The following is a 25,240-nucleotide window of genomic DNA, read 5'->3' as shown; positions in this document are numbered from 1 at the left end:
GTTGGGTTTCCACTGACCTATGGCGCCCGTTCGCGAAGGAAAGCCCGTTTACCGTTTCAGGACGTCGGCCCATTCGGCATGTTTGCGGAATTGCGCCGCGGCAAAGGGGCAGAGCGGGATGATGGTCTTGCCCTCGGCGCGCGCATCCGCGACGGCCTGCTCGACGAGCCTCAACCCGACGCCCTGTCCGCGAAAGGCATCGGGCACCTCCGTGTGATCGATGATGATCTGGCTCGCGCCGACCTTGGAATAGGTCATCTCGGCAATTTCGCCATCCGGTCCGTTGAGGAAATAGCGCCCTTTGGAACTGCCGTCCTCGCGTTCAATTTCACTCATTTTGCCGCCTCCCATTTGCGCAGGAATTGCCGCGCCGCCTCGATTTCGACCGGCCGAACTTCATGTGCGCCGTCATGCCAGACGGTTTCGACACCGGCGTTAAGGCCCTGAAGATAGCTTTCCAGCCGGTTGGTCAGGTTCGGCGGGCAGATCGGGTCCTTGCGTCCGGCGGTGATGAGGATCGACGTGCCGGACAGCGAGCCTTCCACCTGCGGCTGGAACGGGATCAGGGGGTGCATCAGCACGGCGCCGGCAAAAAGATCGGGCCGCGCGAAGATGACCGAGGCGAGGATGTTCGCCCCGTTCGAATAGCCGAGCCCGACCACGGCGCTCGGCCGGCGCTCGGCAACCATCGCCTCGATGAAACCGGCCATGCGCTTGGTGCGCAGGGCGAGGTCCTCCATGTCGTAGACGCCCTCGGCGGTGCGGCGGAAGAAGCGCAGCGCGCCGCCTTCCGAAACGTCGCCGCGCGGCGAGACGATGGTCGCCGACGGCATCAGGTCGCGGGCGAGGTCGGGAAACTGGTGCTCGTCGCCGCCCGTTCCGTGGAAGGTGAAGAGGAGAGGCGCGTTCTCGCCCCCGCCCTCGATGCGGTGCTTGTAGCTCTCGGTTGTCATCGTGGCCTCACGCATCGATCGGCTGGAGGTTCTGTTCGAGATAGGGCCGCAGATGCTCGTGCTGCTTCGGCAACTTCAGCGCCTCGCCCAGATGCGCGGCATCCTCGTCGCGGTCGAAGCCCGGCTCGTTGGTCGCGACCTCGAACAGGACGCCGCCCGGCGTGCGGAAATAGATCGCCCAGAAATAGTCCCGGTCGATGACCGGCGTGATCTGCTGGCCGGTTTCCATCAGCGCCTTGCGCACGGCAAGCTGCGCCTCGCGGTTCTCGACCGCGAAGGCGACGTGATGGACCGAGCCGGCGCCTTGCTGGCCCGGATTCATCAAGGGATGCGCTTCTAGGTCGACAATGTTGGCCGCGTTGCCGCCTTCGACGGCGAAGCGGCGCACCGCGCCTTCCTTGGCCGTCTCCCTGTAGCCCATAGCAGTCAGGAGTTCAGCCTGGCGCTCGGTATCCCGCAGCCGCATCGACACCGAGCGGAAGCCGCGAATGGCATGGTCGGCGGTAACGCCATTGCCGGTCCACGGCGCGCGATCGTCGCCGCTCGTCTCGACCAGTGCCAGCCCGTCGCCGTCAGGCCCTTCGAAGCGCAGCACGTTCTCGCCGAAGCGGTTCGACGGCGCGATGCCGCCGACGCCCTTGTCGGCCAGCCGCTTTTCCCAGAAGGGCAGGGAGCCCTCGGGCACCGAAAACACCGTGGTTCCGACTTCCCCCGTTCCCGGACGGCCGCGCGCGGCGTTGGGGAAGGGAAAATAGGTCATCACCGTGCCCGGCGTTCCCGCGCCATCGGCGTAATAGAGGTGGTAGACGTCCGGCGCGTCGAAATTGACGGTCTTCTTCACCCGGCGCAGGCCGAGCGTTTCGGTATAGAAGCGGTTGTTCTCGCGCGCGTCGCGCGCCATCGCGGTGACGTGGTGGAGCCCTTTGATCTGGTCGATCATGTCGATTCCCTTCCCTCGGTTTGCACGGCGATTGCGCCGCGCGTGATCCATGGGCCATATGTCGGCCATCGGGAGCGGATTGGAAGACCGTTCGGCAGAATGGACCGTTCTCTATTGTCGAACAATCGCTTGCCGATTGTTCAATCGGAGAGCTTCATGGCCAGGCGGAAAGCGCGTCCCAACATCCTGTTCGTCACCTGCGACCAGTGGCGCGGTGATGCGCTCGGGGTCGCAGGCAATCGGCTGATCCAGACACCCAATGTCGATCGGCTGGCGGGCGAGGGCACGGTATTTCTGCGCCATTTCGCCAATGCAGCGCCCTGCGCGCCGGCGCGCGCGTGCATCTATACCGGCCTCTACCAGATGAACAACCGCGTCTGCCGCAACGGCACGCCGCTCGACGATCGTCACGACAACATCGCCCGCGCCGCCCGCCGCGCCGGCTACGATCCGACGCTTTTCGGCTATACCGACGTCGCGCCCGATCCACGCCGGCACGATGCGAACGATCCCGCGCTGAAGGGCTATGAGGGAATCCTGCCCGGTTTTTCGGTCGGCCAGTTGCTGCCCGAGCATCAGCGTCAATGGCTGGCTTGGCTGGCGGCGCAGGGCATCGACGTCTCGATGGGCTCGCCCGACATCCATCGCCCCGCCAATGGGCGGAAGGCGATCGACGCCTCGCCGCCCGTCTATTCCGCCGACCAGACCGAGACGGCTTTCATGACTGACGCGTTCATGCGCTGGCACGGCGCGCAGGAAGGCGGCTGGTTCGCGCATCTCTCCTTCATCCGCCCGCATCCGCCCTTCGCCGTGCCTGCGCCCTACAACACCATGTACGATCCAAACGATTGCGGCGGCTTTGCCCGTGCCGCCGCTCCGAAGATCGAAGCAAAGGTTCACCCTTTCGTCGCCGCCGAGCTCCAGCGGACGAAAACGGGCAAGTTCCTGCCCGGCCGCAAGGGCAAGGTGCGCGACCTGACGGATGCGGATTTCCGGCAGATCAAGGCGCTCTATTACGGCATGATCTCGGAGGTCGATGCGCAACTCGGCCGCCTCTTCGAGCATCTGAAGGCGACGGGCCAGTGGGACGACACGATCGTCATTCTCACCGGCGATCATGCCGAACTGATGGGTGACCATTTTTCTCTCGGCAAGGGCGGATATTTCGACGGCAGCTACCATGTGCCGCTCGTCATCCGCGATCCGCGCCGCAAGGCGCGGGGGGCAGGGGTCACGCTTTTCACCGAGGCGGTCGACCTTTTTCCGACCCTCCTCGACCTGATGAATCTGCCGGACCAGCCTTGGCTCGACGGCAAGAGCCTGTTGCCCTTTCTCGACGGAAAGATGCCAGCCGACTGGCGGCGGCACGCACATTTCGAGTTCGACTTCCGCGTCTCCCCCGGCACGAGTTCGAGGAAGATGCAGGCTCCGCCGCGCAGCGCGAATCTCGGCGTCCTGCGCGGCGAACGCTACAAGCTCGTCCATTTCGCCGCCGCGCCGTCGCTCCTGTTCGATTTGCAAACCGATCCGTTCGAGACGGTCGACCGATCGCGCGATCCCGACTGTCGCGACATTCATGTCGAGATGCTCGAGCAGCTTCTTTCCTGGCGCGCGACGCATCTCGACCAGTCGCTGGCGCTCGGCGAACTGACGCAGGACGGCCCGGTCGGACCATTTGCGCCACTGCCCGGAGCCTGAAGGATCGAAATCGGGACGCATGAAAAAGGCCCGGAATTTCCGGGCCTTCTCCAGTCGCAATCAGCGTCGATCAGTTCGCCGGGTTGACGAGAAGCTGCTCGTCGCGTGCGTCGGCGAAGGTCGCCTCGTCATATTCCGGCTGAGCTTCGAGCTGCTCCTGCGTGAACGAAGTGTAGAGATACATCTCTCCGTCCTCGTCCGTCATGAAGGCGAGGTTGTCCATGTCCACGGCAACGGTCTTTGCGCCGAGACCGAGGAAGCCGCCGACGTCGATGGTGACGAAGTCGACCGAATCGCCTTCGAGAACGACGTCGTTGATCGAGCCGACATTTTCTTCATTGGCGCCGTAAACCGTGGTGCCGATGAGTTCGTCGGCGCTGAGGCCGGCCGAATCCACTTCGGTCAGCGTCGTGCGGTCGATTGCAGCCGTGGCCGTATCGTCGGTGGTGGCGGCGTCATCGTCCATGGCCGTGTCGTCGGACATCGCTGCGTCGTTCTCGGCCGGGGCTGCTGCGGTGTCGTCGGTCATGGCGTCTTCGGCATCGTCGGCCATCTCGGCCATGCTGTCGCCTGCATCGTCGGCCATTTCGCCGGCAGCATCCGCGGTGTCTTCCACCGCCTCGCCAGCCGTGTCGGCCGCCGTATCCGTCGTTGCGGCAGCGCCCGTCGCGGCGCCGGTCGCAGCCATGCCTTCGGCATCGTCCGGATCGTAAAGGTCACGGTCGAACGCTTCCTGCTGCTCGAGCTGCTCGCGCGTCGTCGAGGCGACGAGCCAGGTCGTGCCGTCCTCGCGCTGCGCCCATTCGAGCGTCTCATATTCGAGTGCCACATCCTTCTGGCCGAGGCCCAGGAAGCCACCGACGCCGACGACGACGAGCGAAGCCTGCCCATTTGCGTCGAGAACGATGTCGTTCACCGTGCCGATGTTCTCGGCATCGTCTCCAACGCCGTTATAGACGTTCTCGCCGATGATGTTGGAAGCCAGATGGCCTTCGATGGGCTGCGGGCCGGGCGTCTCGACGGCTTCTGCCGGAGCCTCGGGGGCCGGGGTCATGCCTGGATCGGTCGTCTCGGGCGCCATCGTCTGCGCGAAGGCGCCGGTTGAAAGCAGAGTTGCAATTGCGGTAGTCGCCAAAAGGGTGCGGATCATGGTATTTCTCTCCTTGTGCATGTTCCATTGCACGGCCGCGATGTCCGAACTTTTCGCAGGGGGCGGGTGTCGCGGCCTCTCACACTGCCACAACGCCACGTTCCTTGAGATGTTCCGCCGAAATCGGCGAGCGAACACGATTCCGCGAGCACCCAACGGAACCACGCGGTCCCTCCACCCATTTCCCCGCCGACACGCATCGCAACCAGGCGCGAAAGGGTGATGAGTTGCATTTCAAGGCGATCCTCAACAGCGAAGGTGGCACGCTCCGCACCGCCGACACCGGCGCGCTTTCGGAGGAGATAAGGGAGAAGTTCGCTGCCGGGGGGCATACCGTCGATGTCGTGCTCGTCCAGGGCAAGGAACTCGAATCGGAGCTCGACAAGGCAGTCTCCGACGAAAAGGTCGAGGGCGTGCTGATCGGCGGGGGCGACGGCAGCGTTTCCGGCGCGGCCGCCAGGCTGATGAACACGGGCAAGGTGCTTGCCGTCTTGCCGGCCGGCACGATGAACCTTTTCGCGCGCAGCCTCCAGGTGCCGCTGGATCTGAGCGGCGCGCTCGATGCGCTTGCCGTGGCACCGGTATCCGATGTCGACATCGCGACTGCGAACGGCCGTCCCTTCGTCCATCAATATTCGCTCGGGATGCACGCCAAGCTCGTGCATCTGCGCGAGCAACGCGAATTCGCCTCGCGCCTGGGCAAGATCAGGGCGTCCGCGCAGGCGGCCATCGGCGCGGTCCTGAACCCGCCCCGCATCCGCGTCAGGCTGGAAATGCCGGGCGGCACGGAGGTCGAGACGCGCACGTCCTCCATCGGCATCACCAACAATCTCTACGGAGAAGGCCACATTCCATACACCGATACGCCCGATGGCGGGACGCTGGGCATCTACATCACCAAGGCGCGCTCGCGACGCGAGATGTTCGCCTTCTTCGCCATGATGGCGCTTGGCAGGTGGAAAACCAACGATCAGGTCGAGATCCATCAGACGCAGTCGGTCACGATGCACATCCTGTCGTCCCACCGGAAATTTCGCTGTGTGATCGATGGCGAGTTGTGCAGGCTCGAACCGAAGGTCGAGGTCGCGATCCATCCCGGCGCGCTGAAAGTGCTGCGTCCGGCACTGGTGGATAAAGCCTGACCCTTGAAACGCAAATGCGCCATTGAAAAAGGGGCGCTGCGGCGGGCGCCCCTTTTCGATGACTTGCAGTCCGGCCTATTCGGCCGGCTCGCCCTCGACCGGCGTGTCGATGCCGCCCGGTGCCTCGGCCGGCTGCTCCGTCGGTGCGCCGCCGACCGGCTCGTCCGGTTCGATGGCGCCGCCGAAGAGCCCGACAGCCCAGCCGACAATGCCGGCCAGAACGAGGGCGACGATCAGGATCGTCAGAACATGCGTGCCCTTGCGGCCCTGCCGGGCTTCCGTCGGGTTGACTTTGACCTTGTCGTCCATGGCGCTTCCCTCCTGTTACGGTCGGTTGTGCGGATCGCGCGGGCGCCGCCCGCCGCCCGGCTTCGCGTTTTCCTTGTAGATCAGATAGCCGACCATCCCGAGCACCGGCACGATCAGCGCGACAGCGGAGCCGCGCTTGGCGAGCAGGGCAGGCAAGGCCGCGACGGCGGCCGTGGCGGCAATCGCCTTGGCGTCGACCGAGCGTCGTTTCGACGCTTCTCGCGCCTGCCGCTTGGCGCTCGAACTATGAATGACGATGACGAGGATCGCGAGCACGACGAAGGCACCGGCAAGCGCCAGTGCGGCCACGATCGGTCCCCAGTGACCCGCCACCCAGACATAAAGCGCGATCAGACCGAACATCACGCCGAACAGCACGAGGAGGCCGGCTACCGCATAGGCGATTGCCATGCGCTTCGTGCGTCCGATGATGTCGGCCGTCTCGCCGGCTACGATGGATGCGATGAGCGTGCCGAACATGCGTCGGCTCAGCGGCGCGTCAGAAGGGCGAGCACGAAACCGACGCCGGCGGCGATGGCAAGCGAACTGATCGGCTTCTCACGCACGGCCTCTTCGAGCTGGGCCTCGTAATCCTTCGCCTGTCCGCGAATGTCCTCGATGGCCGCTTCGCTGCGCGCCTTGACGCTTTCCAGCCCCGACGACGCCGCGCGTTGTGCGGAGCGATAGGTGCGCTGGCCGGTCTCGCTGAGCTGGTCCTTCAGCTTCGTCACATCGCTCTTCAGGCGCTCGATCTCGGCCTCGAGTTCGGCCTTGGTCTTGGCGTCGTTGGCCCGAACTTTGGCGGTGGTGGTGGATGAAGCCATGAATTTTTCTCCTGTTTGTGTTGCCGTGCATTCAACGTATGCACCTTCGTCCAGTTCCAGCGATTGTATGAGCAGGAACGAAATTATCCCGAGCCGCGTTGCCGCTGGTGTCGGAGGAAGTCTGTGCCCCCTGAAAGATATGAAAAGCGCCCGCCCATCGTGCGCCTGCCGCCCAAATCGAATGTCGAGATCGTGCTGCAAAGGGGCTCGCAGCTCGCGATCATCGGGCTCGGCCTCTTGGGTCTGGCATTCACGCTTCACTTCGGGCGCTTCATTCTGGCGCCCGTCGCCTTCGCGCTGGTCATCGGGTTGATGCTTGGCCCGGTTGCCGCGCGCATCGAGGCACGCGGCATCTCGCCCTATATTTCAGCCGTCCTGGTCTTCATCCTGTTCGTCTTCAGCGTCTGCCTGGTTGCGCTCGCGCTGGTCGGTCCGTTGTCCTACTGGGCCGATCGCGGACCGCAGATGTGGGAGCAACTGCAATTGCGCCTGTCGCAACTGCGCGAGCCGATGGAAGCATTGCGCGACATCCAGGGCGGCCTGCGCGATGCGACCGGCGATACCGGCCTGACCGTCTCCGTGGAGGAAGGCTCGCCCATGGACAGCCTGATCACCATCGCGCCGGCCATCGGCGCGCAGGTGCTGATCTTCATGGCGACCTTGTATTTCTTCATCGCCACGCGCCACCAGACCCGCCTTGCGGTCCTGAAACTGTGCGTCGGCCGCCGCCTGCGCTGGCGCACGGCGCACATCTTCCGCGACGTCGAGACGCTGGTGTCGCGCTATCTCCTGTCGATCACCGCAATCAATATTGGGTTGGCGGTCGCCGTCACCTGCGCCTTGTGGCTTGCCGGCGTGCCGTCACCCGCGCTGTGGGGCATTCTCGCGGGACTTTTGAACTTCGTCATGTATATCGGCCCGGCGATCATGGCGGCGGTCCTGTTCGCCGTCGGCCTCGTCACCTTCGACACGATCTCCGGCAGCCTCATGCCGCCGTTCGTCTACCTTGCCGTCAATCTGATGGAGGCGCAGTTCGTCACGCCGATGGTCATCGGGCGGATGATGACGCTGAACCCGTTCGTCGTCCTCCTCGCCCTGACGTTCTGGATCTGGATCTGGGGGCCGATCGGCGGCTTCGTCGCCATTCCCGCATTGCTCGTCGGCTATGCGATCGCGCGCAATCTCATCCCCGGCTGGGGCGCGCAAAGCCCCAGACTGCCCAGCTAGATGAACGGACGCGGCTTCAGGTGCATGTCGGTCGACCAGTCGGCCAGCCGCTCGAGCCCTTCGAGGTCGAGAACGACGCAGCCGCGATCGCGCCATTGCAGCAATTGCCGCTCGGCCAGCTTTCGCACGGTCTTGTTGGTGTGGACGAGCGACAGTCCGAGCGTGTCCGCGACATGCTGCTGGGTGATGGGAATTTCGATCGGAAGCTTGGCCGTGTTGAGCCCGGTCCCCTGGGACCGGCGCACGATGAACGCGATCAGATAGGCAAGTCGTTCGGTCGCGTTGCGCCGGCCGATGCTCAGCATGTTCTCGTCGAGCATACATTCCTCGCGCGAGGACAGCCAGGTGATGTCGTAGGCGAGTTCGGGGTGCTCGCGGTAGAGCGTCAGGAGTTCCTCGCGCTCGAAGACGCAAAGGATCATCGGCGACAGCGCCTCGACGGAATGCTCCATCTCGCCGGTCACCGTGCCTTGCAGCCCGAGAAGGTCGCCCGGCATGGCGTAATTGACGATCTGCCGGCGACCGTCCGGCAGCATCTTGTAGCGGAAGCTCCAGCCCTGAAGGACCGTATAGAGATGCGGATTGCGCGTCCCCTCGGCCAGCACGGTCGCGCCGCGGTCGACGGTCAGTTCGCCCTTCTTGAACCTACTGATGAATTCCAGTTCGGGAGTGGTGAAGGGCCGGAAGATCTCTCGCGGGCGCAGCGGGCATTTTTCGCAAGGATATTTCCTTGCCGAACGGATCGCGATTTCGGCCACTGGCGGGCTCCAAAAGGTAAAGAAAAAAGTCCCTTTGCGATCTATAGTGAGGTGCGCGCCGCTTGTCAGCGGGCACGGACTAGTCCTTCAAATATATTCGCAAAAGCTCATGCACATGTCATAGTTAAATGACATGTCTCCATCCGGCAGGCCAATTGCCCATCATGTCGGGAGTTGTGAATTTGGCGGACAAGCCGCTCAAGGATCTGCGCATTCTGGTGATGGAGGACGAGTTCCTCATCGCCATGGATGTCGAGCAGTTGTGTCAGGATCATGGTGCCGAGGAGGTCATCATCCTGCGCACGCTCAAGGAACTGGGCGAGCGGCCCGTCGAGGACCGGGGCATCAATGTCGCCGTCGTCGATGTGATGCTGGCTGGCGAATCCACCGTCGAATTCGCCAAGACCTTGCAGGACAGCAAGGTCCCGTTCGTCTTCGCCACCGGTTATGCGGAGAACGAAAACCTGTTCGAGGCGTTTCCGGGCATCCGCGTCGTGGGCAAGCCTTATGCCGGCCCCACCTTGATCACCGCCATCGTCGAGGCGGTGAACGAGGGGCAGGGCCAGCCGGTATCAGGCGGCGTTTGAGCCCATCACCTGGGCCGCGATCGAATCCGGCCCGTAGTCGGATTCTCCCGAAACCTTCAGGAGTTCCTGCAAGCGTGTGCGCGCGCGGCTGACGCGGCTCTTGATCGTCCCGACCGCGCATTCGCAGATTTCGGCCGCTTCCTCGTAGGAAAAGCCCGACGCCCCGATCAGGATGATCGCCTCGCGCTGGTCTTCGGGCAGGCGCTCGAGCGCATTGCGGAAATCTTCCAGATCCATCGAGCCGTGTTGGCTGGGATGGACCGCGAGGCGAGCCGTCATCGCGCCATCGCTGTCCTGCACCTCGCGTCCGCGCTTGCGCATCTGCGAATAGAATTCGTTGCGCAGGATGGTGAAGAGCCAGGCCTTGAGGTTGGTGCCTGGCTGGAAGGAGGACTGCTTGTCCCACGCCTTGACCAGCGTTTCCTGCACGAGGTCGTCGGCACGGTCGGAATTTTGCGAAAGCGAGACGGCGAACGCGCGGAGGCTGGGGACCGCACTCAGCAGTCCGGTCTTGAAATCGATGTCGGCAGCCATGATCAGTCTCCCTTGCGAGCGCCGGCGCCTGTTTCGCGATCTTCGAGTTGCCTCAACAGATCGGCGAATCGGTCGGGGACTTCTTCCGTCACGAGTTCGTCGTAATATTGTTTGAGCTTGCGCCCGATTTCGGAATTGGAGCCCAGCGGCTCCGTGCGCTCTGTCACTGCCGGCTGTTCCTTGTTCGGCTTCATTTCTGCCTCGGTGCCCCCTGGATTGTCCTGGTCTGCCCAACGTGCGGCAATCGCCATGCGTCGCTTCCCCTGTCCTTTGTTGCCTTTTCCTGCGGCCGAAACCGCCCCGCAGGCACGCAAAATCGATATCAAACGTCAAACCCATGAGATTCGTTCCTTGTTTCGGAACTTTTTTGCTGCGGGTGAGTTTGAAGGGCGCTACTGATCCGCAATTTCCTGCCTTTATGTCTTGAGGGAGACGTCCAATCATGAGTTTGTCCGCAAGGATAGCGCCGCACTTGCCATTCTTGCGCCGGTTTGCCCGCGCAGTCTCCGGCTCGCAGACCAGCGGCGATGCGCTTGTCGCCGCCACTCTGGAAGCCATCATAGCAGATCCGAGCGTGTTTCCGGCCGCCTCCACCGACCGGATCGCGCTCTATCGCATTTTCACCAAGCTCTTTTCGTCCGTTGCCGTGCGCGTTCCCGACGAGATGCCCGCGAATCCGTGGGAAAGCCGCGCCGTGGCCAACCTGTCCTCCCTGGCGCCCCTCCCGCGCCAGGCGTTCTTGCTGGTCGCCGTCGAAGGCTTCGGCGAGCGCGAGGCCGCCGAGGTTCTCGACGTGGAGCAGACGGAGTTCTCCCGCCTTCTCGGCCAGGCGAGCGACGAGATTTCCCGACAGGTCGCGACCGACATCCTCATCATCGAGGACGAGCCGCTGATCGCCATGGACATCGAGCAGATGGTCGAGAGTCTCGGTCACCGCGTCGTCGGCACGGCCCGCACCCACAAGGAAGCGACGGCTCTGTTCAAGACCACCAATGCCAAGATGGTTCTTGCCGACATCCAGTTGGCCGACGGTTCGTCGGGCATCGATGCGGTCAACGAGATCCTGTCCTCGGCCAGCGTTCCCGTGATCTTCATCACGGCCTTCCCCGAGCGCCTGTTGACCGGCGAGCGCCCCGAGCCGGCTTTCCTGGTGACCAAGCCGTTCAATCCCGACATGGTCAAGGCGCTCATCAGCCAGGCCCTGTTCTTCGACCGGCAGTCGCAGGCGGCAGCCTGACGACGAGACATCGTGCGGGGCAGGGCTCGATCCCGTCCCGCACGGGGAACAAGCTCGCCCCGTGATGCGTTGAAGATTCGGGTGCGGCGGCAGTTCGGCGCATGAAATCGGGTCCGGCATTCGGCTCCGGCGATTTCGGTGCTCAAAGGCAAGAATCGTTCCGTGGCGCGTGGAAGGCCGCGGACGATCAGGGAGAACGCAGATGCTTTATTGGGCCCTCGTATTTCTAGTCGTCGCATTGATCGCAGGTGCCGTGGGATTCGGCGGCATTGCCGGCGCGTCTGCGGGCATCGCCCAGATCCTGTTCTTCATTTTCATCGTTCTTTTGTGCGTCTCCGTGGTTGCCGGCTTCATGCGCCGCGCCAATTGAGCACAGGTGAGCACGTTTTGGTCCGGCAGCAGGCCGGGCCGGCTTTATCGGGGGCAGTTTCAGGGTGAGTTTCGAGACCGCTGACATGATCGACGAGGAACGCGTGCTCGCGACCGCGTTGAAGAATGCCGGTGTGGCGGTCATTGCCCAGGATGCTCATCTCAAGGTTCTCTGGTCGCACAACCTCCCGTCCTCCTGGCACGCTGCGTCCATTGTCGGCCAGTCCGACAGCGAATTCCTCGCCGCGTCGGATGACGAGGCGGCCATGGCGATGAAGCGTCAGGTAATGGAAACCGGCCAACCTGCCCATTACGAGTTCCGGCAGGGCGCCGACGAGGGCGGACGCTGGTTCTCGGTCTGGCTCGATCCGCGGCGCGGTGAAGGCGGTCGCGTCGATGGCATCGTTTCCACCATCGTCGACGTGACGAGCCAGAAACATCGCGAGCAGACGCTGCGCACCTTGTTGCGCGAGGTCAGCCATCGCTCGAAGAACCTACTGGCCATCATCCAGAGCATCGCGACCCAGACCGGCCGCTATTCGGGCTCGATCGACGTTTTCCTGACGCGCTTTCGCGGCCGCATCCAGTCGCTCGCCTCGTCGCAGGACCTCGTCACCTCGTCGAACTGGCGCGGCGCGACCTTGAGCGAACTGGTCGCCGGGCAGGTCAGCCGCTATTGCGAAGACCCGGCCTTTTCGATCCGCCTGAAGGGCATCGATCCCTATCTCAACCCGAATGCCGCGCTTCATATCGGTCTGGCGCTGCACGAACTCGTCATCAATTCGATGAGCCACGGCGCGCTGTCGCGGCCGAACGGCTATGTCGGTCTTTCGGCCACGCTCGAGCAGGACGACGAGGGCAAGCGCACCATCCTCCTGAACTGGCATGAGAACACCCGCGTTGCCGAAGACGCCATCGGCGACAAGCGCTTCGGCAGCGTCGCGCTGGAGCGCGTCGTGCCGGCCTCGGTCGAGGGCGAGGCGTCGCTCGAATTCGCCGCAGGCAATCTCGACTATCGCCTGCGCATTCCCGAAGGCAATTTCGAACTCTGACCGCCGTTTCCTGCGACGTCCCCGAAAAAAAAGCCGGCCACGAGGGGCCGGCTTTGGAGGGTGCGAGGAAGGTGTTCGGGGGCTCACTCTTCCTCAATCAGTGAAGCGCCTTTCGCGGGGGGCGATTGGAGGGGGCGTCGGCCTCTTCACTGTGCCTGTTAACTGTTTCGATACGAACGGGTTCCGTAACGTTCATTCTTTTTTGCGATCATCCCTCGGGAACGGAAAATCCGCTGCGCCGTTTGGCTTTCAGGCAGCGTGAACGGGAGGCGGTAATGGTCGCTCACATGATGAATCTGGAACGTGCGGCACGGCTTGCGATGGGCGACCATCAGGGCGACGGCTCCGAGCCTTTGCCACCTGGTCCCAACTACGGCCCGTTCGGCTATTTCCGGCTGGCCCTGCTCGTTCTTGCCGGGCTGATTGCGGGGACGCTGCTGTTCAACTTCTTGAGCTGAAGCTTCTTCAGCGTGGCGGCTGCAACCTTTCCGGCGGTATCCGCACGGTCATCTCGCCGCGATTGGGTTCGACGAACAGCACCAGTGCATACATTGCCCCATAGGCGAGGCCAGCCAGGATCATCAGCGTCATCAAGAACCGGAAAAGTGTAGGCATCGGTCTCCCGTCTGTCCGCCGCCGTCGCCTGTATCTTTATGGGACGCCGCGTATGCGAGTGCAAGCATAAGTCGTGTTCATCCCGGCTTGACGTTGACGCCGTTCCTGCCGATACCCCTTGCGTGGAGACGGGCATGGGCGCGACGGAGATGGCAGGACTGGTGGAGCGCGTGCGTGCCGGCATCGGCACGAAAACGCTCGTTCTCGTCGGGCTGATGGGCGCCGGCAAGACCTCCGTCGGCCGAAAGCTGGCCCAGACGCTGCAACTCCCCTTCGCCGACAGCGACCACGAGATCGAGAACGTTTCGCGCATGACGGTTCCGGAGCTCTTCGAAGCCTATGGCGAGGTCGAGTTCCGCGCGCTCGAACAGCGCGTCGTCACGCGTCTCGTCGCGGACGGTCCCGCCGTGATCGGCACGGGCGGCGGCGCCTTCATGAATGCCGACACCCGCGCCGCCATCCGCGCCAGCGGCATCTCGATCTGGCTCAAGGCCGATATCGACACGTTGATGGAACGCGTCGCGCGGCGCCAGAACCGCCCGCTCCTGAAAACATCCGATCCGCGCGCCGTCATGCGCAAGCTGATGGAGGACCGCTATCCCGTCTATGGCGAGGCCGATGTGACGATTGTGAGCCGCGATGCGCGCCATGCCACGATCGCAGCCGAGATCATCAAGGCCCTGGACGGCAAGCTGGCGCAAAGCATGACGAGGGTGGGTTGAGATGACGAGCCGCGTCGACGTCCAGCTTGGCACGCGATCCTACCCGATCCTGATCGGGCCGGGCGTGCTCGACGAGGCTGGACCGGCTGTCGCCGCGCGCCTGCCGCGTGCCCGTGTCGCGATCGTCACCGATGCGAATGTCGCCGCAAGCCAATGGCCGCGCCTCGAAGCCTCGCTGAAGGCTGCGGGCATCGCCCATGAAGTTCTGGTCCTGCCGGCCGGCGAGGCGACGAAGAGCTTCGCGAAGCTTGAGGAAGTGGTCGATTTCGTCCTCGCCGGCCGCTTCGAGCGCAATGATTGCGTGCTGGCGCTCGGCGGCGGCGTGATCGGCGACCTGACCGGATTTGCCGCCGGCATCGTGCGCCGCGGCATGGAGTTCGTGCAGGTGCCCACTTCGCTTCTGGCGCAGGTCGATTCCTCGGTCGGCGGCAAGACGGGAATCAACACCAGGCGCGGCAAGAATCTCGTCGGCGTCTTCCAGCAGCCCGCGCTGGTGATCGCCGACACGGCGGCGCTCGACACGCTCTCGCCGCGCGAGTTTCGTGCCGGCTATGCCGAAATGGCGAAATACGGCCTGATCGACCAGCCCGACTTCTTCGCCTGGCTGGAAGAGAATTGGCGCGATGTCTTTGCCGGAGGCCGGGCCCGTGTCGAGGCGATCCGCCGCTCCTGCCAGTCGAAGGCGGATGTCGTCGCGCGCGACGAGCGCGAGACCGGCGACCGCGCACTGCTCAATCTGGGCCACACATTCGCCCATGCGCTGGAAGGGGCGACCGGCTATGACGGCGCGCGCCTCGTCCATGGCGAGGCGGTGGCGATCGGCATGGTGCTGGCGCATCGCTTCTCGGCGCGCCTCGGTCTTCTCGACCCTGCCGATGCGGATCGGGTCGAGCATCATCTTTCGTCCGTCGGCCTGCCGACGAAAATGTCCGACGTGCCCGGCGGCCTTCCTGGCGCGGATGCGCTTTTGACCTATATTGCGCAGGACAAGAAGGTTTCGCGCGGTGCGCTGACTTTCATCCTCACCCGCGGCATCGGCCGGTCCTTCATCGCAAGGGACGTTGCGTCCGCCGATGTGCTTGCCTTCCTGACGGAGAACCTGCCGGCATGATCCTGACGATCGCCATCATCATCTTGCTGATCATGATGTCCTTCCTGTTCTCGGGCACGGAGACGAGCGTGACGGCGGTATCGCGCGCACGCCTCCACACGATGGAACAGAATGGCGAAGCGCGCGCCGGCATCATTTCCGGCCTGATCGAGCGCAAGGACCGCCTGGTCGGCGCGCTCCTGATCGGCAACAACCTGGTCAACATCCTCGCCTCGTCGCTGGCCACCAGCGTTCTCCTGACGGTCTTCGGCTCCGCCGGCGTCGTCTATGCCACCATCGGCATGACGGTCCTGCTCGTCATTTTCGCGGAGATTCTGCCCAAGTCCTGGGCCTTGTCGAAGCCGGAGCAGTTCGCCCTGACCGTCTCGCGTTTCGCGCAACTCGTGGTTCTGTTGTTCGGGCATCTGTCGGTGGCGGTGAACTTCATCGTCCGCGGGATGCTCGGCCTGTTCGGCGTTCATTTGGGCCGCGACGACAATTTGCTCTCCGCCCATGAGGAAATCCGCGGCACCGTCGAGGTTTTGCAGCGCGAGGGTGGGCTGGAAAAGCACGACCGCGACCGCGTCGGCGGCCTTCTCGACCTGCATGAGCTCGAAGTCTCGGACATCATGGTCCACCGCACCTCGATGCGTTCGGTCAACGCCGAAGAGGCGCCCGAGGCGGTCGTGCGCGAAATCCTGCAAAGCCCCTATACGCGCCTGCCGCTCTGGCGCGGTTCGACCGACAACATCGTCGGCGTCATCCACGCCAAGGATCTGTTGCGGGCGCTCAACGAGGTCGGCAACGATTTCGCCCGCATCGACATCATGAAGGTCGCGTCCAAGCCCTGGTTCGTGCCGGACACGACGACGCTTCAGGACCAGCTCAACGCCTTTTTGCGCCGCAAGGCGCATTTCGCGATCGTCGTCGACGAATATGGCGAGGTCGAAGGGCTCGTCACGCTGGAGGACATCATCGAGGAGATCGTGGGCGAGATCGCCGACGAGCACGATGTCGAGATGCAGGGCGTGAAGCAGGAGGCGGATGGCTCGGTCGTCGTGGAAGGCTTCGTGCCGATCCGCGACCTCAACCGTGCGCTCGACTGGAATCTGCCGGACGAGGAAGCGACGACAATCGCCGGTCTCGTCATCCACGAGGCGCAGATGATCCCGGAGGAGAAGCAGGCATTCACCTTCCATGGAATGCGCTTCGTCGTCCTGAAGCGCGAAAAGAACCGCATCACGCGGCTGCGCATCCGCCCGCTCGGCGACGTTGCCGCGACGCCGATCGCGCCGCCACCGCTGCAACTTCCCCCGCCGGCGCGCGATCAGGAGCCATCCGCAACCGAGCCTGTCCGCCCGCCGGCCTGAATCACCAGCGCGTCGCTTCGCCGGGCGCCGCCGGTTCGATCGCCAGCGCATGGACGCCGGCCGCAAGTTCGCCGGCAAGCGCCTCGTTGACGGCGCGGTGGCGCTCGATGCGGCTCATGCCGGCGAATTCGGACGCGACGATGCGCACGCGAAAATGTGTCTCGCCCGACCCGTCGAACGTCTCATGTTCGCCCGAATGCTGATGATGGTGCCCGGCATGGAGATGGCTTTCGTCGATGACCGCGAGCCGGTCGGGGTGGAAGCGCTCCGTCAGCTTGTCTTCGATGGCTGTCTTCATCGTCATTTCGGTCTCCTTCATGCGGCGCGATGCCGCTGATTACCAAATCACCGGCAGGACGTTCATTGTCGGCCGAATGTCAATTCTTGTTTCGCGCGCCGAAGCACCCATAATTCCCGGTTCGACGGTAACGAGTTTCCATGAACGCCTATTCGAAATATTTCGAGAAGATCAAGGTCCGCCGTTCGCCCGAGGCCGAGCGGGCGGCGAGTGCGCCCGTGTGCCAGTGGGACGGTTGCAACGCTGCCGGCACGCATCGCGCGCCGGTGGGGCGCATGGCCGAGGGGCAATATTTCAAGTTCTGCTTCGATCATGTGCGCGAGTACAACAAGGGCTTCAACTATTTCTCCGGCCTGGCGGAAGGCGACATCGCGCGCTACCAGAAGGAGGCGCTGACCGGCCATCGCCCGACCTGGAAGATGGGCGTCAACAAGGGCGCGCAGGCATCGCCCGACTTCTCGCAGAAGCGTTCGGGCCGGGCCGGTGGGGCGCATCCGGGCGCCCGGATGCGCGATCCCTACGGCATGTTCAAGGATGGCATCGATCCGTCCGACCGGCCGCGCACCCGCAAGCTGAAATCGCTTGAGGCCAAGGCCATGGAAACCTTGGGCCTGGACCCATCGGCGACTGGCACGGCCATCAAGCAGCGCTATAAGGAACTTGTGAAGCGGCATCACCCCGATGCCAATGGTGGCGACCGTGCCTCCGAAGACCGGTTTCGCGATGTCATCCAGGCATACCGGATGCTCAAACAAGCGGGTTTGTGTTGATAGCGCCGTCTGGTAAACGATGGCCGGCACGAAGATTTGACGAGCGGCGGCCCGGCCGCCGCATGTGGAGACATGATGAACAAGGTTGACCGCGACATCGCAAACCTGCCCGACACGACCGTCCCGGTCGCCGAGACGTTCGGCTTCGAATCCGAGATGGTGGTGCCGGCCTATTCGGTGGCGGACAGCCATGTGCCGGACGTCGACCCGGACTATCTGTTCGACAAGCAGACGACGCTCGCCATCCTCGCCGGCTTCACCTACAACCGCCGCGTCATGGTGTCCGGCTATCACGGCACCGGCAAGTCGACCCATATCGAGCAGGTCGCCGCCCGGCTCAACTGGCCCTGCGTGCGCATCAATCTCGACAGCCACGTCTCCCGCATCGATCTCGTCGGCAAGGATGCGATCGTCGTGCGCGAGGGGATGCAGGTCACCGAGTTCAAGGACGGAATCCTGCCCTGGGCCTATCAGCACAATGTCGCGCTCGTCTTCGACGAATACGACGCCGGCCGCCCGGACGTGATGTTCGTCATCCAGCGCGTGCTGGAATCCTCCGGCCGCCTGACGCTGCTCGACCAGAGCCGCGTCATCCGCCCGCACCCCGCCTTCCGCATCTTCGCCACCGCCAACACGGTCGGCCTCGGCGACACGACGGGCCTCTATCACGGCACGCAGCAGATCAACCAGGCGCAGATGGACCGGTGGTCCATCGTCACCACGCTGAACTACCTGCCGCATGACGACGAGGTGAACATCGTGCTGGCCAAGGCCAAGCATTTCCGCAACGACAAGGGCCGCGACATCGTCGGCAAGATGGTCCGCGTCGCCGACATGACCCGCTCGGCCTTCATCAATGGCGACCTGTCCACCGTGATGAGCCCGCGCACGGTCATCATGTGGGCCGAGAACGCGGACATCTTCAAGGATGTCGGCTTCGCCTTCCGCATGACCTTCCTCAACAAGTGCGACGAACTGGAGCGCTCCGTCGTCGCCGAGTTCTATCAGCGCGCCTTCGGCCATGAACTGCCCGAATCCGCCGCCAATGTCGTACTGGCCTGACGGGACGAGATGGCCGGACCGGGCGACAATTCCAGGGTGAGGAACGGCAAGGGCGCCGATACCGACGCCTTCAAGCGCGCGCTGTCGCTGTGCGTGCGCGCCATTTCCGGCGATGCGGAGATGGAAGTCACCTTCGCCAAGGAAAAGCCGGCGCTGACCGGCAACCGCGCCCGCCTGCCGGACCTGCCGCGCAAGCCGAGCCCCAACGACATCTCGGTCACGCGCGGCATCGGCGATTCGATGGCGCTGCGCCGCGCCTGCCATGACAATGCCGTCCATTCGCGCCTGGCGCCGCAGGGCAAGCAGGCCCGCGCCATCTTCGATGCGGTCGAGCAGGCCCGCGTCGAGGCGATCGGCTCGCGCGCCATGACCGGCGTCGGCGACAATATCGGCTCGATGCTCGAGGACAGATATTCCAAGGCCAATCTCGCCACCGTCACCCAGCAGTCGGAGGCCCCGTTGGAAGAAGCCGTCGCGCTGATGGTGCGCGAGCGCCTGACCGGCCGCGCCGCGCCGAAGAGCGGCGAGCGCGTCGTCTCGCTCTGGCGCGACTGGATCGAGGACAAGGCCGGCGACACGCTCGACGGCCTCGCGTCCAATGTCGGCGACCAGCAGGCTTTCGCCCGCGTCATGCGCGACATGCTCGCCTCGATGGACATGGCCGAGGACCTGGCCGAGGACGATCAGTCCGACGACAGCGAGGACAATGACGACGACCAGCCCGAAGGCGAGGATTCGGCCGACGACGGCGGCGAGGACGATTCGGGCTCCGACCAGTCCCAGGCGGACGAATCGCAGGAGACCAGCGAGGACCAGGAAGCCGGCGAGACCGAGGCCACCGACGCGTCCGCCGACGACATGGCCGACGACGACGAACTCGACGCCGAGACGCCGGGCGAGACGCGCCGCACCAACGATCCCTTCGCCAATCTGCCGAAGGAGATCGACTACAAGGTCTTCACCCGCGAGTTCGACGAGACGGTCAGCGCCGCCGAACTCTGCGACGAGGAGGAACTTGAGCGTCTGCGCGCCTTCCTCGACAAGCAGCTCGCAAACCTTCAGGGCGTCGTCGGCCGTCTGGCCAACCGCCTCCAGCGCCGCCTGATGGCGCAGCAGAACCGCTCATGGGAGTTCGATCTGGAGGAAGGCTCGCTCGATCCGGCCCGTCTCGTGCGCGTCGTCATCGACCCGATGCAGCCGCTCTCCTTCAAGCGCGAGCGCGATACCAATTTCCGTGACACCGTCGTCACCCTGGTCCTCGACAATTCCGGCTCCATGCGCGGCCGCCCGATCACGGTCGCCGCCACCTGCGCCGACATCCTCGCGCGCACGCTGGAGCGCTGCGGCGTCTCGGTCGAGATTCTCGGCTTCACCACGCGGGCGTGGAAGGGCGGGCAGGCGCGCGAGAAGTGGCTGAAGGGCGGCAAGCCCGCCAATCCCGGCCGCCTCAACGATCTGCGCCACATCATCTACAAGTCCGCCGACGAGCCGTGGCGGCGCGCCCGGCGCAATCTCGGCCTGATGATGCGCGAGGGCCTGCTGAAGGAGAATATCGACGGCGAGGCGCTGTTGTGGGCGCACCAGCGCCTCATCGCTCGGCCCGAGCAGCGCAAGATTCTGATGATGATTTCGGACGGCGCGCCGGTCGACGATTCGACGCTGTCGGTCAATCCGGGCAATTATCTGGAACGCCATCTGCGCGCCGCGATCGACCTGATCGAGACCCGCTCGCCGGTCGAGCTTCTGGCCATCGGCATCGGCCACGACGTCACCCGCTACTACCGCCGCGCCGTCACCATCGTCGACGCCGAGGAACTGGCCGGCGCGATGACCGAGCAACTGGCGGGCCTGTTCGAGGAAGAAAGCGCGCGCTTCTCGCGCGGGCTCAAGCGTCGGGCGGGATGATCGCGCGCCTGCTGACGGCATCGCTTGCGCTTTTCGCGCTTGCCGGCCCGGTCTTTGCCGCCGAACCCTTTCCCGTGGCCCTCCAATTCCGTCCCATCGAAAAATTCCGCGTCGCCGGCGCCGAGGGCGACTATGGCCGCCTGACCTTCGTCGGCGGGTTCTCGATGACCGGCGACCGGCGCGAGTTCGGTCAACTCTCGGGCTTCCGCTTCCTGACGCCCGGCGGCGATTTTCTCGGCGTCGCCGATCACGGCTACTGGTTTTCGGGCACGGTCCGGCGCGACGAGGATGGGATGCCGGTCGGTCTCGCCGACTTCACGATGCAGCAGATGGTCGATGGGGCCGGCAGGCCCATCGAGGACAAGGAACAGGTCGACGCCGAAGGCATCTCGATCCATGGCGGCGTCGCGACGGTGACCTTCGAGCGCCGCGCCCGCGTCTCCGAATACCGCATCGACCCCGCCGGCATGGCCGGCCCCATCCGCGACGTCGATTTCCTGATCCCCCGCAATGAACTGCGCTACAATGCCGGCCTCGAAACCATCGCGCGGGCGCCGGAGGATGGCCCGCTGGCCGGAGCCCGCATCGTCGTCGCCGAAAGATCGATCGACCGGCAGGGCAACATCTTTGCCGCCGTTCTGGAAGGGCCGCAAAAGGGCATCTTCAAGGTTCGCCGCACCGACGAGTTCGACGTTACCGATGGCGTCTTCCTGCCCGATGGCGACCTGCTTCTGCTGGAACGACGCTTCTCCTATGCGCGCGGCGTCGCCATGCGCCTGCGCCAGATTCCGGCCCGCGACATCCGCCCCGGCGCGCTGGTCGACGGCGAAATCCTGCTCGACGCCAACATGGTCTACCATGTCGACAACATGGAAGCCCTCGACGTCTTCCGCCGCAACGACGGCCGCCTGATCGTCGCCCTCATGTCGGACGACAACCAGTCCTGGCTTCAGCGCAACCTCTATCTGGAATTCGAATTGGCGGAGGACTGAGAGGGCGTCTCTACCGCACCGCCGGCGCCGGCCGCAACACCGACAGCAGCGCGCCATAGGGTCCGAGCATCGCGACGCCAATACCGATCTTGACGACGAGGTCTCCCAGCGCCAGCGACAGCCAGAGCGGCACCTGTGTCCAAAGAAACGGCACCGGAAAGCCGAGCGACCCGTCTTCCAGCCCGAAGCCTGTATCCAGCACGGCGAACTGCGCGGCGAAGGCGAGGGAGAAGAACAGGGCCGTGTCGACGAGCGAGCCGATGACGGTCGAGATCAGCGGCGCCTGCCACCAGGCGTTCCGGCGCAAGCGGTCGAACACGGCAACGTCGAGCAGTTGGGCGACGAGGAAGGCCGAGCCCGAGGCAATGGCGATGCGCGGCGTCGCCAGCCACACCGACAGCACGATCGCGATGGCGAAGCCGACCAGCACCACCTTGCGCGCAGCAGTCGGGCCGAAGCGGCGATTGGTGAGGTCGGTGACGAGGAACGCAACCGGATAGGTGAACGCGCCCCAGGTCAGAAGATCCTGAAGGCCGAAATGCGGGAAGGGGAACTGGACGAGGATGTTGGAGGCGACGACGATAGCCGACATCGCGGCCACGAAGGGCCAAACGGAGACGTTCTGGGTCTGCATTTTTTTAACCTGGGTTATGGAACCAGTCGGCGGGCGCCTCCGATGAAGGATCGCCCGCCGTCGATAGGATCAGTCGCGCGAAAATCAGGCGGACGCCTGTTCCTGCGTCTTCTTGGCGATCTGCTTCTTCAAGAGGCGCGCGCGCTGCGAAAGATCGCTGACGCCGGCCTTCAGGAGGAAGGCGTCGAGGCCGCCGCGGTGCTCGACCGAGCGCAGCGCGTTGGCCGAGATGCGCAGGCGCACATTCTGGTTCAGCGCTTCCGACATCAGCGTCACATTGACGAGATTCGGCAGGAAGCGACGACGGGTCTTGTTGTTGGCGTGGCTGACATTGTTGCCGGTCATCACGGCCTTGCCGGTCAATTCACATGCGCGGGACATAGTCTCAAACCTTCAGTTTCTCAAAACCGGCCCATAGACCCGAACCCGCACCAGATGGTCGGCGCGCGGGGTCATGTCGGGCGGCCTCATGGAAAAGTTGCCGTTCCTTAGTTGCATTTCCCCTTCCGGTCAAGCGGGCAGGGCCGCGGCTGGAGTCAACATATATTCGCCGAATTCGCGCGATCAAAGGGGATTCGACGAACAGGCAGTCGGGAAGGGGCGGTCTGCCGCAGATTTCATGGAGATTCCACATGGTCCGCACCATGTCCGCCGCCCTTTTGGCGATTTTCGCCGCCGCAGGCTCTGCCAGCGCCGCGCAGACCTTCAGGACCGACTATTCGATCACTCTGATGGGGATTCCGGTCGGCAAGGCGTCCTTCACCAGCGTCATCGGCGACGATGATTTCCGCATCGACGGCCAGCTCGCCAGCGCCGGCATGGCGCGTCTTTTCGACAGCACGCAGGGCACGACCTCCGTCTCGGGCGGGCTGTCCTCGACCGGCACCGCGCCGCGGTCCTATGATTTGAACTACCGGTCGGACAAGAAGGCGCAGCGCACCGCCATCCGCTTTTCGGGCGGCACCGTGACGGCGACGGAAAACGTCCCGCCCACACGTCCGCGACCGGGCGACTGGGTCCATTTGCAGGACGATCACCTGACCTCCGTCGTCGACCCGATCTCGTCGACGTTGGTGCGCGCGGCAAGCCCCGCCGAGGTCTGCAACCGCACGATCCGCATCTATGACGGCGAGATGCGCGCCAATTTGCGTCTTTCACCCGCAGGCGCGCCGCAAGGCGGTCAGGTCACCTGCACGGCCAGGTTCGAGCCGGTGGCCGGTTATCGCCCCAGCCGCTCGGCACTGCGCTACTTGCGGGACCGCTCGCGCATCTCCATCGCCTTCGCTCCGCTCGCCGACACCGGCTTCTACGCTCCGGTCGACGCTTCCATCGGCACGCAGGTCGGCACGCTGCGCATCGTCGCGCAGACCATGCGCACGCAGTAGCTTGCAAGCGCTTTCCCCCCGCGCTACGCCACCTCGAAACGGGGGCACATCATGGCGCGGGCAACGGCAATCGGCTTTTCGGCGGTCATCATGTGGGCGCTGCTCGCGCTCTTCACCGCCGGGTCTGGCGACGTCCCGCCCTTCCTGCTCTCCGGCCTCACCTTCACCATCGGCACGCTAGTCGGCCTCGCCATGCGCATCGTCGCCCCGCCGCGCGAGCGGGCAAGAATACCACCCGTCGTCTGGCTGATCGGCATTGGCGGGCTCTTCGGCTATCACTTCTTCTACTTCACCGCCCTGCGCAATGCGCCGGCCGTCGAGGCGAGCCTCATCGCCTATCTGTGGCCGCTTTTGATCGTGCTCGGCTCGGCTCTGATGCCGGGCGAGCGGCTCGGCTGGCACCATGTCGCCGGTGCGCTGATGGGCCTCGCCGGCACGTTCCTGATCGTCACCAATGGCGGCAACTTCGCCTTCGATGCGACCTATGCGTTCGGCTATGCGATGGCCGGTGTCTGCGCCGTCTTCTGGGCCGGCTATTCGCTCCTGTCGCGCCGCTTCGCAGCCGTGCCGACCTCGATGGTCACATGGTTCTGCCTTGCGACCGCGCTTTTTTCCTTCGCCTGTCACGTCGCACTGGAACAAACGGTCTGGCCGCAAGGGACAGGCCAATGGCTCGCCGTCCTCGGCCTCGGCCTGATGCCGGTGGGCGCCGCCTTCTACACATGGGATCATGGCGTCAAGCACGGCAACATCCAGGTTCTCGGCGCGGCGAGCTATGCCGCGCCGCTTTTGTCGACGCTGGTGCTCATCGCCGCCGGCGCGGCGACCGCGACCGCCCACATCCTCGCCGCCTGTCTGCTGATCACGGCCGGCGCTGCATTGGCGGCAAAGAACATGTTCACCCGCCGTCGCACGGTCGAAGTCTGATGCTGCCCTTTCCCGGAGGTCTCGAATCGCAGGCGAACGGCGCACTCATTCTCGCGATCCTCGCTGCGGTCATCTACCTTTATGCCCGCACGCTGCCGGTTTCGTGGCGGCGCAGCGCGGTCAAGACCATCCCGCTCGCAGCGCTCGCCTGGCTGAGCTTCGGCGAAGGCGGGCCGTGGCTTCTCACCGCCGCACTTGCCCTGAGCGCGCTCGGCGATCTGGCGCTCGCGCAGGAAGACGACGACCGATTCTTCCTCGCCGGCCTCGGCGCGTTCCTTGCAGCGCATGTCGCCTATGTCGCGCTGTTCGCGACCGGCAGCGCGGGCTTCGCGATCTTCGTCGTCGAACCGTGGCGCCTCGCCGCCGCGCTCGCAATCTGCGCCTTCGGCATCGTCATGCTGCTCCGGCTCTGGCCCGCGCTCGTCGCCGCGATGCGCCCGGCCGTCCTCGCCTACATGCTCGCCATCGTCGCGATGGGGGTCGCCGCCTTCACCACGCAGTCGTCCGCCGTCATGGTCGGCGCCGTGCTCTTCATCGCTTCCGACGCCATCCTCGCCACCGAGCGGTTCCTGCTGCGCCCCAATGCATTGCTGCGAACCGTCACCGGCCCCGCGATCTGGGTCACCTACATCGCCGCCCAGATCGCGATCACGCTCGGGGTGCTGGCATAGCGCGGCGGCGCGAAGCGAT

At 64.6% G+C, this 25,240-nt stretch carries 32 protein-coding genes; 18 read left to right on the top strand and 14 right to left on the bottom strand.

The annotated features are described in order from the left end of the window. Positions 1-48 precede the first annotated feature (48 nt). From PZ895_RS00290 to PZ895_RS00280, 3 genes are read right to left on the bottom strand one after another with little or no spacing between them, the layout of a single operon-like run. The gene (locus tag PZ895_RS00290; RefSeq protein ID WP_275837035.1) at positions 49-336 is read right to left on the bottom strand and encodes a GNAT family N-acetyltransferase; all 288 of its coding nucleotides are present in this window, start codon (positions 334-336) and stop codon (positions 49-51) included. Next, positions 333-953: an alpha/beta hydrolase gene (locus PZ895_RS00285; protein WP_275837034.1), complete on the bottom strand. Its 621-nt coding sequence runs from the start codon at positions 951-953 to the stop codon at positions 333-335. The genes PZ895_RS00290 and PZ895_RS00285 overlap by 4 nt, the downstream gene beginning before the upstream one ends. A 7-nt stretch (positions 954-960) precedes the next feature. Continuing rightward, on the bottom strand, positions 961-1,893 hold the full coding sequence (locus tag PZ895_RS00280) for a VOC family protein (RefSeq protein ID WP_275837033.1): 933 nt from the start codon (positions 1,891-1,893) through the stop codon (positions 961-963). A gap of 156 nt (positions 1,894-2,049) precedes the next feature. Here PZ895_RS00280 and PZ895_RS00275 point away from each other — a divergent pair, with 156 nt between their 5' ends. Further along, a complete protein-coding gene (locus PZ895_RS00275; RefSeq protein WP_275837032.1) occupies positions 2,050-3,591 on the top strand; it encodes a sulfatase-like hydrolase/transferase in 1,542 nt (513 codons plus the stop codon). A 70-nt stretch (positions 3,592-3,661) separates the two neighbouring features. Here the strand turns inward: PZ895_RS00275 and PZ895_RS00270 are convergent, their stop codons facing one another. After that, positions 3,662-4,741 carry a PRC-barrel domain-containing protein gene (locus PZ895_RS00270; protein WP_275837031.1) on the bottom strand — a complete coding sequence of 360 codons (1,080 nt, stop codon included), beginning with the start codon at positions 4,739-4,741 and terminating at the stop codon, positions 3,662-3,664. 227 nt (positions 4,742-4,968) lie between these two features. Between PZ895_RS00270 and PZ895_RS00265 the strand changes: the two genes are divergently transcribed. Continuing rightward, positions 4,969-5,883: a diacylglycerol kinase family protein gene (locus tag PZ895_RS00265; RefSeq protein WP_275837030.1), complete on the top strand. Its 915-nt coding sequence runs from the start codon at positions 4,969-4,971 to the stop codon at positions 5,881-5,883. 75 nt (positions 5,884-5,958) lie between these two features. Here PZ895_RS00265 and PZ895_RS00260 read toward each other — a convergent pair whose 3' ends face one another. From PZ895_RS00260 to PZ895_RS00250, 3 genes are read right to left on the bottom strand one after another with little or no spacing between them, the layout of a single operon-like run. Beyond that, the gene (locus PZ895_RS00260) at positions 5,959-6,192 is read right to left on the bottom strand and encodes a hypothetical protein (protein WP_275837029.1); all 234 of its coding nucleotides are present in this window, start codon (positions 6,190-6,192) and stop codon (positions 5,959-5,961) included. Positions 6,193-6,207: 15 nt separating this feature from the next. Further along, on the bottom strand, positions 6,208-6,672 hold the full coding sequence (locus tag PZ895_RS00255; RefSeq protein ID WP_275837028.1) for a phage holin family protein: 465 nt from the start codon (positions 6,670-6,672) through the stop codon (positions 6,208-6,210). A gap of 8 nt (positions 6,673-6,680) precedes the next feature. Continuing rightward, positions 6,681-7,016 carry a hypothetical protein gene (locus PZ895_RS00250; RefSeq protein WP_275837027.1) on the bottom strand — a complete coding sequence of 112 codons (336 nt, stop codon included), beginning with the start codon at positions 7,014-7,016 and terminating at the stop codon, positions 6,681-6,683. A 123-nt stretch (positions 7,017-7,139) separates the two neighbouring features. Between PZ895_RS00250 and PZ895_RS00245 the strand changes: the two genes are divergently transcribed. Beyond that, on the top strand, positions 7,140-8,243 hold the full coding sequence (locus PZ895_RS00245; RefSeq protein ID WP_275837026.1) for an AI-2E family transporter: 1,104 nt from the start codon (positions 7,140-7,142) through the stop codon (positions 8,241-8,243). On the opposite strand, the gene PZ895_RS00240 is transcribed toward PZ895_RS00245, so the two are convergent. Then, positions 8,240-9,001 (bottom strand): Crp/Fnr family transcriptional regulator, encoded by a 762-nt coding sequence (locus PZ895_RS00240; RefSeq protein WP_275837025.1) that lies wholly within the window; start codon positions 8,999-9,001, stop codon positions 8,240-8,242. The genes PZ895_RS00245 and PZ895_RS00240 overlap by 4 nt on opposite strands. Positions 9,002-9,183: 182 nt before the next feature. Between PZ895_RS00240 and PZ895_RS00235 the strand changes: the two genes are divergently transcribed. Beyond that, positions 9,184-9,588 carry a response regulator gene (locus PZ895_RS00235; RefSeq protein WP_275837024.1) on the top strand — a complete coding sequence of 135 codons (405 nt, stop codon included), beginning with the start codon at positions 9,184-9,186 and terminating at the stop codon, positions 9,586-9,588. Here the strand turns inward: PZ895_RS00235 and PZ895_RS00230 are convergent. Then, a complete protein-coding gene (locus tag PZ895_RS00230; protein WP_275837023.1) occupies positions 9,574-10,122 on the bottom strand; it encodes a sigma-70 family RNA polymerase sigma factor in 549 nt (182 codons plus the stop codon). The two genes, PZ895_RS00235 and PZ895_RS00230, sit on opposite strands and share 15 nt — an antisense overlap. Positions 10,123-10,124: 2 nt before the next feature. Continuing rightward, a complete protein-coding gene (locus PZ895_RS00225; RefSeq protein WP_275837069.1) occupies positions 10,125-10,316 on the bottom strand; it encodes a NepR family anti-sigma factor in 192 nt (63 codons plus the stop codon). A 248-nt stretch (positions 10,317-10,564) separates the two neighbouring features. Between PZ895_RS00225 and PZ895_RS00220 the strand changes: the two genes are divergently transcribed. The 4 genes from PZ895_RS00220 to PZ895_RS00205 all read left to right on the top strand — a co-directional run bounded on the left by PZ895_RS00220 (position 10,565) and on the right by PZ895_RS00205 (position 13,238). After that, positions 10,565-11,359: a response regulator gene (locus PZ895_RS00220; protein ID WP_275837022.1), complete on the top strand. Its 795-nt coding sequence runs from the start codon at positions 10,565-10,567 to the stop codon at positions 11,357-11,359. A 202-nt stretch (positions 11,360-11,561) separates the two neighbouring features. Then, positions 11,562-11,729, top strand: coding sequence for a DUF1328 domain-containing protein (locus tag PZ895_RS00215; protein ID WP_024588427.1), 168 nt, complete (start codon positions 11,562-11,564; stop codon positions 11,727-11,729). Between the two features lie 64 nt (positions 11,730-11,793). Next, on the top strand, positions 11,794-12,780 hold the full coding sequence (locus PZ895_RS00210) for a PAS domain-containing sensor histidine kinase (protein ID WP_275837021.1): 987 nt from the start codon (positions 11,794-11,796) through the stop codon (positions 12,778-12,780). Between the two features lie 275 nt (positions 12,781-13,055). Beyond that, positions 13,056-13,238 (top strand): hypothetical protein, encoded by a 183-nt coding sequence (locus tag PZ895_RS00205; RefSeq protein ID WP_275837020.1) that lies wholly within the window; start codon positions 13,056-13,058, stop codon positions 13,236-13,238. A 7-nt stretch (positions 13,239-13,245) separates the two neighbouring features. Here PZ895_RS00205 and PZ895_RS00200 read toward each other — a convergent pair whose 3' ends face one another. Next, the gene (locus PZ895_RS00200; RefSeq protein ID WP_275837019.1) at positions 13,246-13,395 is read right to left on the bottom strand and encodes a histidine kinase; all 150 of its coding nucleotides are present in this window, start codon (positions 13,393-13,395) and stop codon (positions 13,246-13,248) included. 134 nt (positions 13,396-13,529) lie between these two features. On the opposite strand from PZ895_RS00200, the gene PZ895_RS00195 reads away from it, so the two are divergent. The 3 genes from PZ895_RS00195 to PZ895_RS00185 are packed head-to-tail and all read left to right on the top strand — an operon-like array spanning position 13,530 to position 16,577. Continuing rightward, positions 13,530-14,117: a shikimate kinase gene (locus PZ895_RS00195; protein WP_275837018.1), complete on the top strand. Its 588-nt coding sequence runs from the start codon at positions 13,530-13,532 to the stop codon at positions 14,115-14,117. A 1-nt stretch (position 14,118) separates the two neighbouring features. Further along, positions 14,119-15,228, top strand: coding sequence for a 3-dehydroquinate synthase (gene aroB, locus PZ895_RS00190; RefSeq protein ID WP_275837017.1), 1,110 nt, complete (start codon positions 14,119-14,121; stop codon positions 15,226-15,228). Continuing rightward, positions 15,225-16,577, top strand: coding sequence for an HlyC/CorC family transporter (locus tag PZ895_RS00185; protein WP_275837016.1), 1,353 nt, complete (start codon positions 15,225-15,227; stop codon positions 16,575-16,577). The genes aroB and PZ895_RS00185 overlap by 4 nt, the downstream gene beginning before the upstream one ends. Before the next feature lies 1 nt (position 16,578). On the opposite strand, the gene PZ895_RS00180 is transcribed toward PZ895_RS00185, so the two are convergent. Next, on the bottom strand, positions 16,579-16,881 hold the full coding sequence (locus PZ895_RS00180; RefSeq protein WP_275837015.1) for a BolA family transcriptional regulator: 303 nt from the start codon (positions 16,879-16,881) through the stop codon (positions 16,579-16,581). Positions 16,882-17,015: 134 nt separating this feature from the next. On the opposite strand from PZ895_RS00180, the gene PZ895_RS00175 reads away from it, so the two are divergent. The 4 genes from PZ895_RS00175 (at position 17,016) to PZ895_RS00160 (ending at position 21,604) form a co-directional block, all read left to right on the top strand. Continuing rightward, complete coding sequence (locus tag PZ895_RS00175; RefSeq protein WP_275837014.1) at positions 17,016-17,645, top strand: J domain-containing protein; 630 nt, start codon at positions 17,016-17,018, stop codon at positions 17,643-17,645. Positions 17,646-17,720: 75 nt separating this feature from the next. After that, positions 17,721-18,707, top strand: coding sequence for a cobaltochelatase subunit CobS (cobS, locus tag PZ895_RS00170; RefSeq protein WP_275837013.1), 987 nt, complete (start codon positions 17,721-17,723; stop codon positions 18,705-18,707). A 9-nt stretch (positions 18,708-18,716) separates the two neighbouring features. Then, positions 18,717-20,612 (top strand): cobaltochelatase subunit CobT, encoded by a 1,896-nt coding sequence (gene cobT, locus PZ895_RS00165; RefSeq protein ID WP_275837012.1) that lies wholly within the window; start codon positions 18,717-18,719, stop codon positions 20,610-20,612. Then, positions 20,609-21,604, top strand: a complete 996-nt coding sequence (locus PZ895_RS00160) for an esterase-like activity of phytase family protein (protein WP_275837011.1) — start codon at positions 20,609-20,611, stop codon at positions 21,602-21,604. Before cobT ends, PZ895_RS00160 begins: the two co-directional genes overlap by 4 nt. Before the next feature lie 10 nt (positions 21,605-21,614). Here PZ895_RS00160 and PZ895_RS00155 read toward each other — a convergent pair whose 3' ends face one another. Further along, positions 21,615-22,238 (bottom strand): queuosine precursor transporter, encoded by a 624-nt coding sequence (locus PZ895_RS00155; protein WP_275837010.1) that lies wholly within the window; start codon positions 22,236-22,238, stop codon positions 21,615-21,617. A gap of 84 nt (positions 22,239-22,322) precedes the next feature. After that, positions 22,323-22,619, bottom strand: coding sequence for a 50S ribosomal protein L28 (gene rpmB, locus PZ895_RS00150; protein WP_275837009.1), 297 nt, complete (start codon positions 22,617-22,619; stop codon positions 22,323-22,325). 251 nt (positions 22,620-22,870) lie between these two features. Between rpmB and PZ895_RS00145 the strand changes: the two genes are divergently transcribed. Genes PZ895_RS00145 through PZ895_RS00135 form a run of 3 tightly spaced genes read left to right on the top strand, consistent with a single transcriptional unit; the run spans position 22,871 to position 25,221 of the window. Then, a complete protein-coding gene (locus PZ895_RS00145; RefSeq protein ID WP_275837008.1) occupies positions 22,871-23,623 on the top strand; it encodes a DUF3108 domain-containing protein in 753 nt (250 codons plus the stop codon). 51 nt (positions 23,624-23,674) lie between these two features. Continuing rightward, positions 23,675-24,550 (top strand): EamA family transporter, encoded by an 876-nt coding sequence (locus PZ895_RS00140; RefSeq protein ID WP_275837007.1) that lies wholly within the window; start codon positions 23,675-23,677, stop codon positions 24,548-24,550. Continuing rightward, positions 24,550-25,221, top strand: coding sequence for a lysoplasmalogenase (locus PZ895_RS00135; RefSeq protein ID WP_275837006.1), 672 nt, complete (start codon positions 24,550-24,552; stop codon positions 25,219-25,221). The genes PZ895_RS00140 and PZ895_RS00135 overlap by 1 nt, the downstream gene beginning before the upstream one ends. Positions 25,222-25,240: the final 19 nt, after the last annotated feature.

Source organism: Mesorhizobium sp. YIM 152430, assembly GCF_029210365.1.
Taxonomy (GTDB): Bacteria; Pseudomonadota; Alphaproteobacteria; order Rhizobiales; family Rhizobiaceae; genus Aliihoeflea.
This window is presented reverse-complemented; position numbering and strand designations above follow the sequence as displayed.

What these genes read in the sequence shown, in the direction of transcription:
- PZ895_RS00290 (WP_275837035.1), bottom strand. Translation starts at nt 336, where the DNA reads ATGAGTGAAATTGAACGCGAGGACGGCAGTTCCAAAGGGCGCTATTTC.
- PZ895_RS00285 (WP_275837034.1), bottom strand. Translation starts at nt 953, where the DNA reads ATGACAACCGAGAGCTACAAGCACCGCATCGAGGGCGGGGGCGAGAAC.
- cobT (WP_275837012.1), top strand. Translation starts at nt 18,717, where the DNA reads ATGGCCGGACCGGGCGACAATTCCAGGGTGAGGAACGGCAAGGGCGCC.
- PZ895_RS00180 (WP_275837015.1), bottom strand. Translation starts at nt 16,881, where the DNA reads ATGACGATGAAGACAGCCATCGAAGACAAGCTGACGGAGCGCTTCCAC.
- PZ895_RS00140 (WP_275837007.1), top strand. Translation starts at nt 23,675, where the DNA reads ATGGCGCGGGCAACGGCAATCGGCTTTTCGGCGGTCATCATGTGGGCG.
- PZ895_RS00275 (WP_275837032.1), top strand. Translation starts at nt 2,050, where the DNA reads ATGGCCAGGCGGAAAGCGCGTCCCAACATCCTGTTCGTCACCTGCGAC.
- PZ895_RS00225 (WP_275837069.1), bottom strand. Translation starts at nt 10,316, where the DNA reads ATGAAGCCGAACAAGGAACAGCCGGCAGTGACAGAGCGCACGGAGCCG.
- PZ895_RS00270 (WP_275837031.1), bottom strand. Translation starts at nt 4,741, where the DNA reads ATGATCCGCACCCTTTTGGCGACTACCGCAATTGCAACTCTGCTTTCA.
- PZ895_RS00280 (WP_275837033.1), bottom strand. Translation starts at nt 1,893, where the DNA reads ATGATCGACCAGATCAAAGGGCTCCACCACGTCACCGCGATGGCGCGC.
- PZ895_RS00195 (WP_275837018.1), top strand. Translation starts at nt 13,530, where the DNA reads ATGGGCGCGACGGAGATGGCAGGACTGGTGGAGCGCGTGCGTGCCGGC.
- PZ895_RS00185 (WP_275837016.1), top strand. Translation starts at nt 15,225, where the DNA reads ATGATCCTGACGATCGCCATCATCATCTTGCTGATCATGATGTCCTTC.
- PZ895_RS00260 (WP_275837029.1), bottom strand. Translation starts at nt 6,192, where the DNA reads ATGGACGACAAGGTCAAAGTCAACCCGACGGAAGCCCGGCAGGGCCGC.
- PZ895_RS00215 (WP_024588427.1), top strand. Translation starts at nt 11,562, where the DNA reads ATGCTTTATTGGGCCCTCGTATTTCTAGTCGTCGCATTGATCGCAGGT.
- PZ895_RS00255 (WP_275837028.1), bottom strand. Translation starts at nt 6,672, where the DNA reads ATGTTCGGCACGCTCATCGCATCCATCGTAGCCGGCGAGACGGCCGAC.
- PZ895_RS00145 (WP_275837008.1), top strand. Translation starts at nt 22,871, where the DNA reads ATGGTCCGCACCATGTCCGCCGCCCTTTTGGCGATTTTCGCCGCCGCA.
- PZ895_RS00230 (WP_275837023.1), bottom strand. Translation starts at nt 10,122, where the DNA reads ATGGCTGCCGACATCGATTTCAAGACCGGACTGCTGAGTGCGGTCCCC.
- PZ895_RS00200 (WP_275837019.1), bottom strand. Translation starts at nt 13,395, where the DNA reads ATGCCTACACTTTTCCGGTTCTTGATGACGCTGATGATCCTGGCTGGC.
- PZ895_RS00160 (WP_275837011.1), top strand. Translation starts at nt 20,609, where the DNA reads ATGATCGCGCGCCTGCTGACGGCATCGCTTGCGCTTTTCGCGCTTGCC.
- PZ895_RS00135 (WP_275837006.1), top strand. Translation starts at nt 24,550, where the DNA reads ATGCTGCCCTTTCCCGGAGGTCTCGAATCGCAGGCGAACGGCGCACTC.
- rpmB (WP_275837009.1), bottom strand. Translation starts at nt 22,619, where the DNA reads ATGTCCCGCGCATGTGAATTGACCGGCAAGGCCGTGATGACCGGCAAC.
- PZ895_RS00175 (WP_275837014.1), top strand. Translation starts at nt 17,016, where the DNA reads ATGAACGCCTATTCGAAATATTTCGAGAAGATCAAGGTCCGCCGTTCG.
- PZ895_RS00205 (WP_275837020.1), top strand. Translation starts at nt 13,056, where the DNA reads ATGGTCGCTCACATGATGAATCTGGAACGTGCGGCACGGCTTGCGATG.
- aroB (WP_275837017.1), top strand. Translation starts at nt 14,119, where the DNA reads ATGACGAGCCGCGTCGACGTCCAGCTTGGCACGCGATCCTACCCGATC.
- cobS (WP_275837013.1), top strand. Translation starts at nt 17,721, where the DNA reads ATGAACAAGGTTGACCGCGACATCGCAAACCTGCCCGACACGACCGTC.
- PZ895_RS00250 (WP_275837027.1), bottom strand. Translation starts at nt 7,016, where the DNA reads ATGGCTTCATCCACCACCACCGCCAAAGTTCGGGCCAACGACGCCAAG.
- PZ895_RS00155 (WP_275837010.1), bottom strand. Translation starts at nt 22,238, where the DNA reads ATGCAGACCCAGAACGTCTCCGTTTGGCCCTTCGTGGCCGCGATGTCG.
- PZ895_RS00220 (WP_275837022.1), top strand. Translation starts at nt 10,565, where the DNA reads ATGAGTTTGTCCGCAAGGATAGCGCCGCACTTGCCATTCTTGCGCCGG.